The 14,151-nt window shown below is 72.1% G+C and carries 12 protein-coding genes and 1 pseudogene; 8 read left to right on the plus strand and 5 right to left on the minus strand.

The genetic code is table 11. The features are described from left to right. Window positions 1-52 precede the first annotated feature (52 nt). Entirely contained in the window at window positions 53-1,099 is a 1,047-nt protein-coding gene (locus AB0C82_RS31925) for a M36 family metallopeptidase (protein WP_362848950.1), read from the plus strand. A gap of 63 nt (window positions 1,100-1,162) precedes the next feature. Here AB0C82_RS31925 and AB0C82_RS31930 read toward each other — a convergent pair whose 3' ends face one another. Beyond that, on the minus strand, window positions 1,163-2,479 hold the full coding sequence (locus AB0C82_RS31930) for a GAF domain-containing SpoIIE family protein phosphatase (protein WP_362848954.1): 1,317 nt from the start codon (window positions 2,477-2,479) through the stop codon (window positions 1,163-1,165). Window positions 2,480-2,683: 204 nt separating this feature from the next. Here AB0C82_RS31930 and AB0C82_RS31935 point away from each other — a divergent pair, with 204 nt between their 5' ends. After that, the gene (locus tag AB0C82_RS31935; RefSeq protein WP_362848957.1) at window positions 2,684-3,247 is read left to right on the plus strand and encodes a hemerythrin domain-containing protein; all 564 of its coding nucleotides are present in this window, start codon (window positions 2,684-2,686) and stop codon (window positions 3,245-3,247) included. A gap of 48 nt (window positions 3,248-3,295) precedes the next feature. Here the strand turns inward: AB0C82_RS31935 and AB0C82_RS31940 are convergent, their stop codons facing one another. Beyond that, on the minus strand, window positions 3,296-4,963 hold the full coding sequence (locus tag AB0C82_RS31940; RefSeq protein ID WP_362848959.1) for a hypothetical protein: 1,668 nt from the start codon (window positions 4,961-4,963) through the stop codon (window positions 3,296-3,298). Window positions 4,964-5,288: 325 nt separating this feature from the next. Here AB0C82_RS31940 and AB0C82_RS31945 point away from each other — a divergent pair, with 325 nt between their 5' ends. Continuing rightward, complete coding sequence (locus AB0C82_RS31945; protein WP_362848962.1) at window positions 5,289-6,509, plus strand: ROK family transcriptional regulator; 1,221 nt, start codon at window positions 5,289-5,291, stop codon at window positions 6,507-6,509. 94 nt (window positions 6,510-6,603) lie between these two features. Here AB0C82_RS31945 and AB0C82_RS31950 read toward each other — a convergent pair whose 3' ends face one another. The 3 genes from AB0C82_RS31950 to AB0C82_RS31960 all read right to left on the minus strand — a co-directional run bounded on the left by AB0C82_RS31950 (window position 6,604) and on the right by AB0C82_RS31960 (window position 8,248). Then, window positions 6,604-7,152, minus strand: a complete 549-nt coding sequence (locus AB0C82_RS31950; protein ID WP_362848964.1) for an FABP family protein — start codon at window positions 7,150-7,152, stop codon at window positions 6,604-6,606. 284 nt (window positions 7,153-7,436) lie between these two features. Continuing rightward, window positions 7,437-7,817 carry a VOC family protein gene (locus AB0C82_RS31955; RefSeq protein ID WP_362848967.1) on the minus strand — a complete coding sequence of 127 codons (381 nt, stop codon included), beginning with the start codon at window positions 7,815-7,817 and terminating at the stop codon, window positions 7,437-7,439. Window positions 7,818-8,041: 224 nt separating this feature from the next. Then, window positions 8,042-8,248, minus strand: coding sequence for a hypothetical protein (locus AB0C82_RS31960; RefSeq protein WP_362849265.1), 207 nt, complete (start codon window positions 8,246-8,248; stop codon window positions 8,042-8,044). Between AB0C82_RS31960 and AB0C82_RS31965 the strand changes: the two are divergent. From AB0C82_RS31965 to AB0C82_RS31985, 5 genes and pseudogenes are all read left to right on the plus strand, one after another. After that, window positions 8,199-8,318, plus strand: a pseudogene (locus AB0C82_RS31965) (PEP-utilizing enzyme); the annotation flags it as partial. The gene AB0C82_RS31960 and the pseudogene AB0C82_RS31965 sit on opposite strands and share 50 nt — an antisense overlap. Before the next feature lie 237 nt (window positions 8,319-8,555). Next, entirely contained in the window at window positions 8,556-9,164 is a 609-nt protein-coding gene (locus tag AB0C82_RS31970; RefSeq protein WP_362848969.1) for a hypothetical protein, read from the plus strand. A gap of 306 nt (window positions 9,165-9,470) precedes the next feature. Further along, window positions 9,471-10,793, plus strand: coding sequence for a lipase family protein (locus tag AB0C82_RS31975; protein WP_362849243.1), 1,323 nt, complete (start codon window positions 9,471-9,473; stop codon window positions 10,791-10,793). A gap of 68 nt (window positions 10,794-10,861) precedes the next feature. Continuing rightward, window positions 10,862-11,590, plus strand: coding sequence for a hypothetical protein (locus AB0C82_RS31980; protein WP_362848971.1), 729 nt, complete (start codon window positions 10,862-10,864; stop codon window positions 11,588-11,590). Between the two features lie 176 nt (window positions 11,591-11,766). Continuing rightward, on the plus strand, window positions 11,767-13,977 hold the full coding sequence (locus AB0C82_RS31985) for an ATP-binding domain-containing protein (protein ID WP_362849246.1): 2,211 nt from the start codon (window positions 11,767-11,769) through the stop codon (window positions 13,975-13,977). The last annotated feature ends 174 nt before the right edge of the window (window positions 13,978-14,151 follow it).

Below are 14,151 nucleotides of genomic sequence, written 5' to 3' on the forward strand. Positions count from 1 at the left end.
CCGCGCCACCCCCCGCTTCCGGCGTCACCCGCACCACAACGGGAGGATGTACATGGCTCGCCGCACACCCCGCGCGCTGATCGCCTCGGCCACCGCCATCGTGGCTCTGCTCACCACGGCCGGAGCCGCCTCGGCCTCCGGGGCGAACTCCGCCCCGGCCGCTCCTCAGGCCAGCGTCTTCATGGTCAACCCCGTCCAGTCGTCGGGCGACCAGTCGCTCGTCGACGCCAAGGACTCGGCCGTCGCCGTGCCCGCGACGGCCTACGCCTCGGCCGCCCTGCGCAATCTCGACGGCAGCGGCGGACTCTCCGGGCGATGGGCCTACGTCAGGTCGGACACGGGTACGTCGGCGAAGACCGCCGACGCCAGCTCGTACACCCGGCACGACGACCAGTTCGAACAGGTCATGGCCTACTTCTGGACCAACGAGGCGCAGGAGTACCTCCAGGGGCTCGGCTTCGGCAGCGAACTGCCCGGTGCCAACGACCGGGCGCAGCCCGTCCGCATCAACCAGTGGGGGGCGGACAACTCCTACTTCACCGACAAGAAGGCCGAGATCCGCTTCGGCAAGGGGGGCGTCGACGACGCGGAGGACGCCGAGGTGATCGTGCACGAGTACGGGCACGCGGTGCACCACGCGCAGGTGCCCGGCTTCGGGACGTCCGTGGAGGCGGGCGCCATCGGTGAGGCGTTCGGCGACTACCTCGCGGTCGAGGTCGGCAACAACGCGGCCTCCCGGTACGGCTGGCCGCTCAAGGCCGACCCCGCCTGCGTGGCGGACTGGGACTCGGTCAGCTACAGCAGTGCCCCGCACTGCCTGCGCCGCATCGACAAGGACAAGGTGTACGGCGACCGGGTGGGCTCGGTCCACGCGGACGGCGAGATCTGGTCCCGCGCGCTGCTGGACATCAGGCGCGCGCTCGGCGCCCGGGTGGCCGACCGCATCATCGTCAACGCCCAGTTCGGCTTCGCACCGGACACCAGCTTCCAGGCCGCGGCGCTGACGACGATCGCGACGGCGGAGCGCATGTACGGCAGGAACGCGGCGGACGCGGTCCGTGCCGGTTTCGCGGGACGTGAGATCCCCGGCATCCAGTAGCCGGAACACCCGGGGACCGCCGCCGGCGCGGGGTCCCCGGGTACCCGCCTGGATCCACGCGGCCTACGGAGTCTCCCGCGGAGGACGTCCGTGGTGTCCGGGCAGCCGGATCGCGAGCAGTGCGATGTCGTCGCTGCTCCCGCCGCCGAGGTCGGCGATGAGCTCGTCGCAGAACGTGTCCAGGGGTTCTCGGGCGAGGGCCGCCGCGTGCTGGCGGAGGCGGAGCAGCCGGTCGACGAGGCTTTCCCCGGGCCGTTCGACCAGCCCGTCCGTGTACAGCAGGAGCGTGGACGACGGGGGCAGGATCTCGTCCCCGTCGGACCGGCCCTGTCCGGCGTCGACGCCGAGGATGAGACCGTGCACGTCGTCGAGGTACCGCGTGTCCCCGTCGTGCTCGACGAGCAGCGGCGGCGGATGCCCGGCGTTGGAGAAGTGCAGGTGCCATTCGCCCGCCCCGTTGAGTTCGAGGCGGGCGCAGATGCAGCTGGCGATGTGTCCCTTGTAGAGGATCTCTGAGATGAGATCGAGACGGCGCAGGATGTCGCTCGTCGGCTCCTGCCGGTCGCACGTCAGGGCCCGGAGCATGTTGCGCAGCTGACTCATCTTGACGGCTGCCTGCACGTCGTGGCCGATCACGTCGCCGATGATCAGGGCGGCGGCACCGTCGGGCAGTGGAAAGTAGTCGTACCAGTCGCCGCCGACCTCGGCGGCCGTCGGCGCCGGTACGTAGCGGGCGGCGACCTCGTAGGGCGTGCTCTCGGGCATCGGCGGGAGCAGCGACCGCTGAAGGCGTTCGGCGACGTGCTGCACGGAGGCGAACAGCTGACTGTTGTCGACGGCCAGCGCGGTGCGGTGGGCCACGTCCTCCACGAGAGCCACGTCGTCGTCGGTGAGGGGCGGCCGGCCCTCTCCCCGGGCGAGTGTCAGCGCTCCCAGAACCTGTCTCCGCGTCCGCAGGGGGGCGATGATCACGCTGTGCGCCTCCAGCCTGTCGAACAGTTCCCGCTGGGTGGCGTGGAAGGGGTTGTCGCCGCCGGTACGGAGGGCGGCGGCGTCCAGGAGGAGCGGGCCGACACCGCGCAGGACGCGTGCGAGCGGGTCGGAGGACTCCTCGGGCGTGGGCGGCAGCGGGCCTTCCAGATGCCCGGTGGGGAGGCTGCCCATGTCGTGGTGGACCACCACCACGCGGCGGACCTCCGCGTGATCGCCGAGCAGGTCGATGGCGCACCAGTCGCCCATCTGGGGCAGGACGACCTGGCACAGGCGCCTCAGCGCGGCGTCGACGTCCAGTGTGCTGGCGAGCACGATGCTCGCCTCGGCCAGCAGAGCCAGACGTTCGAGCGCCTGCTCCAGGACCGCGTCGACGTTCTCCCCGTTCATGGTGCCGACCTCTCTTCCTCCGGGTCATTGTCTCCGCTCCCTCCCCCGGCGGCCTGCTCACGACGCGAGCCCGCGCACTCTGGGCCGGAGAGGTGAGAGCCGGGTCTGTCGTGACCCCGGAGCGCTGGTTCGCGCCACCGACCTGCTGGCCTGGTGTCCACACCCCGCGGTACGGGGCGACGGAACCCGAGGAAGGGAACGGCCATGGGACACGGCGGAAACGTGATCGCGGAGCTCACTGCCGACCATCGTGAGGTCGAGGAGCTGTTCGCGCGGATCGAGGCTCAGCCGGTGGGCCATCCGGAGCGGCGGACGCTGGTGGACCAGCTGACCTCGGAGCTCGTACGGCATTCGGTGTCCGAGGAGGCGCACCTGTACCCGGCCGTACGCCGGAGCGTCGCCGACGGTGACGAGCTGGCGGACAAGGAGATCGCCGACCACGGCACGATCGAGGGGATGCTCAAGGCCCTGGAGGCGCGGGACGCCGAAGACCCGGATTTCAACGACCTCGTCGCGAAGCTCAAGTTCGAGGTGGCCGCGCACGTACGTGAGGAGGAGGCCGAGCTGTTCCCGAAGCTCACGGCGTCGTGCTCGCCCGAAGAGCTCGACACGCTGGGGCAGTTGGTGCGCCGCGCCAAGGAGACGGCGCCCACCTGGCCGCACCCCTCGATGCCGGACGCTCCACCCGCGAACAAGCTGCTCGCCCCGGGTGCGGGGCTGGTGGACCGCGTACGCGATCTGCTCATCACACGCGATCCCTCGTCCTGAGCCGCGTCCGGCGGCGGTGCGCGCGTGCCGGGCAGCGCGGCGCGCGGGTCAGCCGACGGCTGCGGCCAGGGCACCGGCGGGGCGGTTCGTGCCCTCCTCCGCCGGGTCGCGCGCCAGCAGGTCCAGGGTGAGGGCGGCCGTCCACGCGAAGTCCCGGGTGCCGCGGGCCTCGCCGGTGAACGGGTCCACGTACTCCGCGAAGCCGCAGGCCCCGGCGGCGGTGAGCATCGACGTACGAAGCCGGTCCGCCGCGCCGGTCCGTCCGTGCCCGCGCAGGCCGCGCTCCAGCAGCCAGCCGGTGTTGAACCAGGCGGGCCCGCGCCAGTAGCGGGACGCGTCGAAGGCCGGCGCCATGAGGTCGTACGAGGGGACCATCGGGATCCGGCCGAGCCGGAAAGCGGGGCCCTCGGCCGTGCGGACCAGTGCGTCGACGAGGTCCTGCGGCAGCCCGGGCACGATGAGCGGCAGGAGGCCGGCGACGCTTCGTCCGGCGATCAGCTCGCCGCCCACAAGGTCGCGGCCGAGGAACATGCCGTCATCGGGTGACCAGAGCCGCTCCACCAGGGCGGCGGTGAGCCGCGCTGCCCGCTCCTCGTGCGGGGCGGGGTCGGCCCCGGTCTCGGCGGCGATGCGCGCGAGCGCGTGCTCGGAGACGATCAGGAGCGCGTTGACACCGGGGTCCTCGACGGCGAAGGCGTGGCGGGTGCCCGCGTCCGCGTATCCGCTGTCGCGGTAGTCGGCGGCGAGGCGCACGTACCGCCCGTAGTCCAGATCGGTGGGCCGTTCCGCAGCGGTGCCGTGGTCCAGGTCGGCCCGCCGGTAGGAGCCGGGCACGGCCGGTTCGACGCGCCGCAGGGGTCCGTCCCAGCACGGGCTGTTGTCCATGCCGGGCTCCCAGGGGTGCAGGATCGCGGCCAGACCGCCGCCGCCCAGGTCGCGGGGGCCGGTGAGGTAGTCGTGCCAGGCCTTCAGGGCTTCGTACACCCGGGGCAGGAAACGCCGGCGTCGCGACGCTTCCGGGTCGGCCAGGTGGACGAGCCAGGCGGCGAGCGCGTGGACGGGGGGCTGCACGATCCCGGACGTCTCGATGCCCGTGGGTGCTCCTGCCGCCGCACCGGCCCGTGAGGATCGCCAGAAGTCGGGGCTCGGAAAGTAGGCACCGAGCGGGACCGCCGGGTTGAAGACGATGTGCGGAACCCGTCCGTCCGCCCACTGCGCACCGAGCAGCGTCTCCAGTTCGCGCTGCGCGCGGCGCGGGGACAGATGGCGCAGGCCGATCGCGATGAACGCGGAGTCCCAGCTCCACTGGTGGGGGTACAGCCCGCGGGAGGGGACGGTGGAGGCGCCCGTCCAGTTGGCGTGCAGGACTCGCGCGGCGCCGCGCGAGAGCGCCGGGTCGTGCGCGACGGCGGGCGCCGGCGGAGCCAGGCGGGGTGCCGGGTCCGGAACCTCCGTACCCGGCCCGCGCACGTCGGCTTCCACCCGGGCTTTGGGAATCGGGAGCCGGAGGTCATCTGTGGAGTGCGTCGCTGTCGCGTCGTGGCCGGAGTCCTGGGCGCACACCCAGGTCTCCTGGAGCGATGCGCCGGGGCGCGGTCGTTCCGGGCGAGCGGTCTTCTCCATGGATGCCTTTCGCACCGGCGCGCGGCGCTGTCGGGTGCTCGTGGCGGGGGCGGCGCGGCGCAGCCGGGCTCCGGCGTCCCCTGCGCGCGTCACTCGCGGGATCGTTCCCCTGCAGGAGGCCGGCCCGGCCTGGGCCGACTACGCCGGAAGGCGCCCTGCTTGCAGACTTACGTTGAAGTTATCCCATAGTTATGTCTCACCATCAAGCAAAAGTCGGAGTGAAATGCCTAACACGCCCCTCTGGCCCTCCAACGGCCCAAAGGGGTCCAAGACCCGTTCCGACGGCCGGTTCCGTGGTTCTCACCAGCCCCGTGGTACTCCTGTTCCTCACAGCCGAACCCCCGCCGAACCGTGGGCCGACCAGCGGCGCGGACAGGGGCCGAGGCTCGCGGGAACGACGGGAACGAGGACAGCGCGGATGGCAGGAAACCGGGCGAGTGCGGGACACCTGCTGCGGCTGGTCCGCAGCGGGGAGGCCACCACCCGAGGCGAGTTGCAGCAGGCGACGGGGCTTTCCCGGTCGACCGTCGGGCATCGGCTGGACCAGCTCTTCGGCGCCGGCTGGCTCCGGGGGTCGGCCGGCACGTCCACCGGGGGGCGGCCTTCCTCCCGGCTGGAGTTCGACCCGACGCACGCCGTCGTGCTCGTGGCCGACCTGGAGACGCGCCACGGCCGCGCCGCCGTCCTCGACCTCGCCGGCACCGTCCTCGCCGAACGTACGGGCGAGCTGGTGATATCGGACGGCCCCGATCTGGTCCTGGACCGGCTGGCACGCTGGTTCGGGCCGCTCCTAGACCAGGCGGGCGCGCGGCCGGGCAGGGTGTGCGGAATCGGCCTCTCCGTCCCCGGGCCGGTCGACCAGGAGTCCGCGCGGATCGTGCAGCCGCCGATCATGCCCGGCTGGGACCGGTTCCCCGTACCCGAGCGGATGCGTGCGGCGTTCGCCGAACACATCGCTCCACTGCCCTCGGGCGATCCGCTCCCGGTACTCCTCGACAACGACGCCAATCTGATGGCACTGGCCGAGCAGCGCGTGAACCACCCGGACTGCGGAGCGTTCGTGCTGGTCAAGGCGTCGACCGGCATCGGCGCCGGAGTCGTGGTGGGCGGTGAGGTCTACCGCGGGATCGACGGCGGGGCAGGCGACATCGGCCACATCCGCCTGCACGACCGCCCCGACGCCCTCTGCATGTGCGGCGCATACGGTTGTCTGGCCGCGGTGGCCAGCGGCCGCTCCATCGCGCAGCGGCTGACGGAGGCAGGGGTCCCCACCGCGTCGGGGTCCGACGTACGGAACCATCTGGCGGCGGGTCAGCCCGACGCCGTACGGTTCGCCCGCGAGGCAGGACAGCGCATCGGAGAGGTCCTGGTCACGGTGGTCACGCTGCTCAACCCGGGTGTCCTGGTGCTCGCCGGAGATCTAGCCGGAACACCGTTTCTCACCGGGGTCAGGGAACTCCTGTACCAGCGGGCACTTCCCCGGACCACCGCCCATCTCTCGGTGACCGTTTCCGCCCTCGGGGAGCACGCGGCCCTGCTCGGCGCCGCCATCATGGTCGTCGACCAGCTGTACGCTCCCGAGCGTGCGGACGCCCGGCTCGCCGCCCTCGCCCGCGACGGCGCCGGGAGCGCCGGCTGAACGAGGCCGGAAATTCACCTGCCGGGCCGAGCGGCTGACGCGCTGCCAGGGCTCCCCCGCGCGCCCCGCCCGGCCATCGGCCGCACGAGGGCGGTCAGTTGCCGCCCGCACGCAGGAGTCGCGCCGAGAGGTGGTGCTGAAGGGGCTGACCGACCGCCGCGAGGTCGTGAACGAAGTCGAGCGTGGCGTCGTCCGTGAGGGTGTAACGGCGCCGCGTCGCGTCGACCTCCTTGGCGGTGGGTGTACGGGCCACCTGCCGCGTGGCGAGATCGACCGAGCCGCCGCCCGCACGGCCGGTCAAGATCTCCGCGATGCCGGTCGGCTGGGTGATCAGGGCCTCGACGTGTCCGTCGGGCTGCATACGCCACCAGCCGCTCTCCCTGGCCGACGGCCGCAGCGGGGCGTCGTCGTCGTCGAGCAGCCAGGCGCGCGCCTCGTAGTGGAGGAAGGGCCGGCCGTCGTGGCTGAAGGTGACCTCCTGTGCGTACGCGAACTCCGCGTCGAGCGTGGGGTAATGACCCCGGCCCCGGCCCGCCCAGGAACCGAGGAGCCCGAGCACCGGCGCGAGCAGCGGGTGGGGCGCAGGGGATTCGTCCGCTCGGACGGCGTCGGGGAACGGGTACTTCTGCACGGGGTCGGACATGGTGTGCGCTCCTGGGTCGGGTCGGTTCCGACTGGCAGCCTAAGGGCTGTCCCCGTGACCCCTGGCGGGCGCACGACGACAGCTACGGCACCTCGCCGCGCTGTCGGAACGCCCGAACTCCGTGCTTCACGTGGACTCGGGTTCCGTCCGGCCGGTGGCCAAGCGCGGGAGCGGCTGAACGCCGGCGGCGGTCCCGTCCCACGGCTCCGCGGCCGATGCCGCCCGCGCAACGGTGCGGGCGGCATGGGCCGGAGGCCCTGGGACGTGGCCGGGACACCGATCCGTCAGAGCGGGTTGAGGCGGGCCTTGAGCAGGCAGAACTCGTTGCCCTCGGGGTCGGCGAGAACGTGCCACTGCTCCTCGCCCGTCTGGCCGATGTCGGCCGGGCGCGCCCCGAGCTTCAGGAGGCGCTCCAGCTCGGCGTCCTGATCGCGGTCGGTGGGGTTGACGTCGATGTGCAGCCGGGTCTTGCCCGGCTCGGGCTCGTCCCTGCGGCTGAGGATGATCGTCGGCTGGGCACCGCCGAACCCTTCTCGCGGCCCGATCTCGAAGCAGTCGTCCCCTTCGCGATCGAGCACCACGAAGTCCAGGACCTCGCACCAGAACCGCGCCAGTACCTCAGGTTCGCGGCAGCCGAGCACGAGTTCACTGATACGACAGGCCATTGACGAAACCTACTCTCCAAGAGGGAACTGCCGGGATGGCCGCGCGCTGAACGCCTGGGCTCCCGGCACCGGGAACGTGATCGAGACCGTACCCGGCGAAGTGAGCAGGTGGAAAGGGCCTTTGCGATCGCCACCACGCCAGGCCGCCCGACCGCCGGGCCGGCGCGGGACGGGCGACGAGCGAGCGGGGTGCGTGCTGGACGCAGCGGCGACGCCGGCTGCGGTCACTTCGCCAGGGATGGGGCGACGAGCCACCAGTTCTCCGCAGCCAGGGCCGTGTTGCCGCTCCGCCGAGCCCGTTCGGCCAGGGTCCGGAGCCCGTTGAGGGCCCTCGCCTGCTCGCCCCGGAGAATCGGCGCCCGGTCGCGCGGCACGTCGAGCGTCACGACCTTCACGGATCCCAGCTGGACCCCGCTGTTCGTCGGAGTCACGGCCCTGGTGACGGAAGTGGGCGGGCTGACGACCCATGGCGCGGTGATCGCCCGGGAATACGGACTGCCCTGCCCTGACCGAGGGCGGCGTCGAGGTCGCGGCCTTCGGCGTGGGGCGCGGGAACGGCGGGCAGCTGGGCCGTACGCGACGCCCTCGCGCCGAGCAGCCGCCCCTCCTGAGGCACAGGGGGCCGATGGGCCGATCGTGGACGACACGGCGGCCCGCCCACCAGATGCCGCCTCCCCATCGGGGTAGTTGTACGGGCAGGGCCGACCGTCGATGCCCTACCGGAGAAGGAGCACGCTCATGCGCCTCTACGCCCAGACCCCGGCACGTCGGACCCGCCAGGTTCTCGCGGACCTGGTCGCGGTGGTCCTGATCTACGCCGCAGTGAGGCTCGCCCTGGCCGTGCGCGACGCGATCATGCTGCTGGCCGAGCCGGGCCGGGAGGCGGAGAGCGCGGGAACCGGCCTGTCCGACGGGCTCGACGACGCGGGCGACGCCGCCTCGAAGGTGCCGTTCGTCGGAGACCAGTTGAAGAAGCCGCTCACGTCCGCCGCCGACGCCGGCACCGGGCTGGCCGACGCGGGTCGCTCGCTCCAGGACGCGGTGGAACACGTGGCGACACTGACCGCGGTCGCCCTGATCGTCATCCCGACGGTGTTCGTGCTGCTGCTGTGGCTGCCCCCGCGGCTGCGCTGGATCCGCCGCAGTACGGCCACCCGGCACCTCGCCGCAGGACCTGGCGGCGCCGACCTCCTCGCGCTGCGCGTCCTCACCAGCCACTCGCAGCGCGAGCTCGCAGCGATGCCCGCGCCTCCCGGCGGCCTCGCGGCGGCCTGGCGGCGCGGCGACGAACAGGTCATCGCCGCCCTGGCGGAGGTCGGTCTGCGGCGAGCGGGTCTACGCGCCTGACGGACGAGACGGCACGGGCTGAGGCCGATGCTGTTCGGTTCCCGCTCCCCCGAAGGTGATGGTTGCTTCCCGCTCCGCCGAAGGTGCCCTGACCTGCGTGGCACGGGTCGGGGCAGATAGTTACCAGAGCGTAACTTACCGACGAGTTACCTTCGGTAAGCCTTCGTTGCTAGCTTGCGTTCACCTGCATCGGAGCAGAGCGAGGAGTGAGCTGTGAGCCGCAAGAGCACCCGTTCGCGTTCCACTTTCGACAACCGCCTCCCGGCGGCCCCCCACCGTCACCACCCCCGGCAGGGCCCGGGCACCCTGCGCGTACTGGCCGTCGCGGTCGCCGCCGCGGCCTGCGTCGGGACGTACGCCGTACCCGCGTCCGCCGACGGCGCGGCATCGGAGCCCGTGGTGTCCCGAGGGGTCACCATCCCCACCTTCTACAATCCGCCCACCGAACTGCCCGCCACCAACGGCACGCTGATCCGGAGCGAGGCACTCCCGCTCGGTCTGTCCATTCCCGGCCTCGACGGCCGCCCGATGCCGGGCACGGCGACCCGGATGATGTACAGGTCCACGGATTCGGGCGGACAGCCCGTCGCGGTGACCGGTGCCTACATCGAGCCGCACGCCGCATGGAAGGGGACCGGCCCGCGCCCGCTGGTGGCCGTCGCGTCGGGCACCGTGGGCCAGGGTGACCAGTGCGCGCCGTCCCTGTCACTGCAGTACCCGCTGCGGCTGACGGGCGAGACCGTCTCCGTCGGCTACGAGGCGCTGGCCATCTACCGACTGCTCTCCACGGGCGCCGCGGTGGTCGTCACCGACTACGTGGGTCTCGGCACCACCGACCGGCTCCACACCTACGTCAACCGCCTCGATCAGGGCCACGCCCTGCTGGACGCGGCCCGCGCCGCGCGCGCGGTCCCCGGGGCGTCGGTCGGCGCCGACTCGCGCGTCGGCCTGTACGGCTACAGCCAGGGCGGCGGCGCCAGCGCCTCGGCCGCCGAGCTCCAGCCTTCGTACGCACCCGACGTCAAGCTCGCCGGTACCTACGCGGGTGCGCCGCCCGCGGACCTGACGTCGGTCATGAAGGGGATCGACGGCAGCGCGCTGGCCGGCGCGCTGGCCTGGTCCATCAACGGTTTCGCCCAGGCCGACCCCGATCTGCGCGAGGTCGTGGAGGCCAACATCAACGCCGCGGGACGGGCCGCGCTCAAGGACGCCTCCACCATGTGCGTCGGCGACGCGATCTTCGGTTACGGCTTCACCAAGAGCACCAGGTGGACCACCAGCGGGACGTCGCTCGGCGGCATCATCGCCGCCGAACCCCGGGCCCAGGCGGCACTCGACAGGCAGCGCATCGGCGGATCGAAGCCGATGGGGCCGGTACGCGTGGCGACCGGCGTCCAGGACGACATCGTTCCGCACGCCCAGGCCCGTCAACTGGCCGTGGACTGGTGCCGGAAGGGCGCCAGCGTCACGTACGACGCCATCGAGCTCCCCAACCTCGGCGACAAGCTCCTCACCAACCACCTGGTGCCGCTGATCACCGACCAGGGCGAGGCGATCTCCTGGCTGACGGACCGCCTCTCGGGCAAGGCCGTCAGCTCCAACTGCTGGACGATGCCTTTCCAGCGCTGACCCACGACGGGGCGCGCCGCGTGTGGGCCTCTCATCGCGTGCCGCCCATCACGTGCAGACTGGGCGGAATGAACGACTATCCCCCGGTGGACCGGCTCCCGGCCCCCGAACAGTACGGCCGCCTGCACGTGCGGACCACGGATCTCGGCCCGGCCCGGTGGCTCACCGAACGCGCCCCGGGCCGGGGGAGGTTCGGGACGGTGGCAGGCGTCGCCGCGCCCGGGTTCGCGTCCTACGCACGGGTGCTGCACCCGGCGTCCCTCGACGAGCGACCGGTGCGGTGGGCCGCGGTGGCTGCCGCGTACGGGCGGGAGTTGGCGCCGGGCACGCGCTGGCACGAGGTGATCGGTATGGACGAGGACTACAACAACGCCTCCGAGTACGGTCTCCCGGGCCTCTGGGACGAGCATCCGGGGGAAGGGCCGACCCCGCCCGCCGTCGCGGAGGCGCTGATCCCCGTCCTGGCCCGGCACACCACCACGCCCGAGCGCTGCTGGTTCGGGCTGTGGCACGGCTACGGACGGTGGGAGTTCGGCCACGTCCCGACCTTCGAAACGCCGGGACGGGAGGAGGTACTGCTCGCCGGCGCGCTGTCCGACGCCATCTCGCCCGTGTCGCTGGACGAGTTCGCGGAGCTGCCCGACCTGTGGTGGCCGCAGGACCGTGCCTGGTGCCTGGGCGGTGACGTGGACCTGACGAGCACCTACATCGGCGGGTCCCACGAACTGATCGCCGAACTGCTGGCGCTGCCGGATCCGGAGACGCTGGCCGTGGCGGAAGGCGACAGGGTGGGCTGAGCCGCCGCCGTCCCGCAGGGCTCGACAAGAATCCCCGGTCTGCAATTGCGGACCGGGGATTCCCGTAGGTATATTGAGTTTTTCTGTGCACTCACAGAAAAAGCCCCGAAATCGGGGCCACTAAGGAACACCATATCCGCCAGGGAGCCATGTTGTCAACTCGGGAAAGCGCCGAACTGCAAAAGGAGCAGGAATTCATCGGCCGGCTCTATGACCGGGTCGACGTGCTCCGGGGAGTCGCCGCGGAGCACGTCGAGAACGCGCTGACGCCCGTGGGGAACGGTATGCAGGCCCGTCTCGAACGCGAGGTGCTCGTCGCCGAACGGTCGGGGCTGCTGGCCGCCCTGAATGCGGTGGACGGCTCGCTGTGCTTCGGCCGCATCGATCTCTCCGACGGCACCGCGCACCACATCGGCCGTATCGGAATTCGTGAGGCCGATGACGCCCACACACCGATCCTGATCGACTGGCGTGCGCCGGTCGCCCGCCCCTTCTACCTGGCCACCGGACACACGCCCATGGGCCTGCGCCGGCGCAGGCACCTCACCACCGACGGCCGCGTCGTCACCGAGCTGCACGACGAGATCCTCGACCTCGGCGACCAGGAGCGCACCGGCTTCGAGGACCCGAGCGGTGACGCGGTGCTGCTGGCCGCCCTGAGCTCGGCCCGCACCGGCCGCATGGGCGACATCGTGCGGACCATCCAGGCCGAGCAGGACCGGATCATCCGCGCCCCGCACCAGGGCGTCCTGGTCGTGGAAGGCGGTCCCGGCACCGGCAAGACGGCGGTGGCCCTGCACCGTGCGGCCTTCCTGCTGTACGAGCACCGGGAGCTGCTGGCCAAGCGTGCCGTCCTGATCGTGGGCCCCAATCCGGCGTTCCTGCGCTACATCGGCGAGGTGCTGCCGGCACTCGGCGAGACCGGCGTCCTGCTCGCCACGCAGGGCGAACTCTTCCCCGGAGTGCACGCCCGGGGCACGGACACGCCCCGCGCCGCCGCGGTCAAGGGTGGTACGGCCATGGTGGAGGCGCTCGCCTTCGCCGTACGCGACCGTCAGCAGCTGCCCGAGCCGGGCGCGCCCCTGGTCATCCCGCACGACGACGGGGATCTCGTACTGGACTGGGAGATCGCCTACGAGGCACGGCAGGCGGCCCGTGACACGCGCCTGCCCCACAATCTCGCCCGCCCGCACTTCGCCTTCCGGATCATCGACGCCCTCACGGCGCAGCTCACCGAGCGCATCGGCGCCGACCCTTACGGCGGCCCCAACTTCCTCGGCCCCGACGACATCGCCCAGCTCGGCAAGGCCGTCGCGGTCAGCAAGGAGGTGCACCAGGCCATCGACGAGCTGTGGCCGCCGCTCACCCCGGAAGGCTTCCTCACCGACTATCTGGCCCAGCCCGTGTACCTCTCGGACGCGGACGCGGAAGCCCTCCGGCGTACGCCAGGCAAGGCATCGTGGACGCCCGCCGACGTCCCGCTGCTTGACGAGGCCGCGGAACTCCTCGGGAACGACGACAGTGCCGAGCGGGCCGCCGCCGAGGCCGTGCGCCAGGAGCGGATCGCCTACGCGCAGGGCGTGCTGGAGCTGTCGCGGGGCTCGGAGACGTACGAGTTCGAGGACGAGGAGTCCGAGCGACTCGCCGCCCACGACATCATCGACGCCGAACGGATGGCGGACCGGCACGAGGAGGACGACCACCGCAGTGCGGCCGAGCGGGCAGCCGCCGACCGGACCTGGGCGTTCGGGCACATCATCGTCGACGAGGCGCAGGAGCTGTCCCCCATGGCGTGGCGGCTGCTCATGCGCCGGTCGCCGACGCGCTCGCTGACCCTGGTGGGCGATCCCGCGCAGACCTCGGAGGAGGCCGGTGTCGGATCGTGGGAGCGGATCCTGGAGCCGTACGTCGGTGACCGCTTCGATCATGTGCGGCTCGACGTCAACTACCGTACGCCCGCCGAGATCATGGAGCTGGCGGCCCGTGTCCTGCGCGCCGACGACCCTTCCTTCGAACCTCCGGGTTCGGTGCGGTCCACCGGCGAGGTGCCGTGGACGCGCGACGCCGGGGACGATCTGGCCGGCACCGTGGCGCGCGCGGTCGCCGAGCTGACGCCCGATGAGGGGCGCCTCGCGGTGATCGCTCCCGCGGCGCTGCACGAGGAGGTCGCGGCTCGGCTGGACGGGGTGACGGCAGGTGCCGAGCCCGATCTCACCCGGGTCGTCGTACTGCTCGATCCCCGCCAGGCCAAGGGGCTGGAGTTCGACCACGTGCTCGTCGTGGAGCCCGCCATGTTCGGGACCAGCGACCTGTACGTGGCGCTGACCCGTGCCACGCAGCGGCTGGGCATCGTCCACAGGGAGGAACTGCCCGAAGCGCTGCGCTGACGGCGGTCCGGTCGGCCACGCCGTGCGCCTGCCCTCCCCAGGGCCGCGCCGGCTGCGTCGAGGGCCTCGCGTCTCTGCTGTCTGAACATCGGGAGCCGATGGGGTCATCCGGGATTCACCCGGACGTTCCGCTGTCCACACCGGCCGCCCATAGCGTCTCGCAGGTCCGCAACG

The organism is Streptomyces sp. NPDC048560 (genome assembly GCF_040650955.1).
Taxonomy (GTDB): Bacteria; Actinomycetota; Actinomycetes; order Streptomycetales; family Streptomycetaceae; genus Streptomyces.

Bases quoted from the DNA above. Each gene is read 5' to 3' on its own strand.
- AB0C82_RS31980 (WP_362848971.1), top strand. From the start codon at position 10,862: ATGAACGACTATCCCCCGGTGGACCGGCTCCCGGCCCCCGAACAGTAC.
- AB0C82_RS31955 (WP_362848967.1), bottom strand. From the start codon at position 7,817: ATGGCCTGTCGTATCAGTGAACTCGTGCTCGGCTGCCGCGAACCTGAG.
- AB0C82_RS31950 (WP_362848964.1), bottom strand. From the start codon at position 7,152: ATGTCCGACCCCGTGCAGAAGTACCCGTTCCCCGACGCCGTCCGAGCG.
- AB0C82_RS31935 (WP_362848957.1), top strand. From the start codon at position 2,684: ATGGGACACGGCGGAAACGTGATCGCGGAGCTCACTGCCGACCATCGT.
- AB0C82_RS31930 (WP_362848954.1), bottom strand. From the start codon at position 2,479: ATGAACGGGGAGAACGTCGACGCGGTCCTGGAGCAGGCGCTCGAACGT.
- AB0C82_RS31925 (WP_362848950.1), top strand. From the start codon at position 53: ATGGCTCGCCGCACACCCCGCGCGCTGATCGCCTCGGCCACCGCCATC.
- AB0C82_RS31945 (WP_362848962.1), top strand. From the start codon at position 5,289: ATGGCAGGAAACCGGGCGAGTGCGGGACACCTGCTGCGGCTGGTCCGC.
- AB0C82_RS31970 (WP_362848969.1), top strand. From the start codon at position 8,556: ATGCGCCTCTACGCCCAGACCCCGGCACGTCGGACCCGCCAGGTTCTC.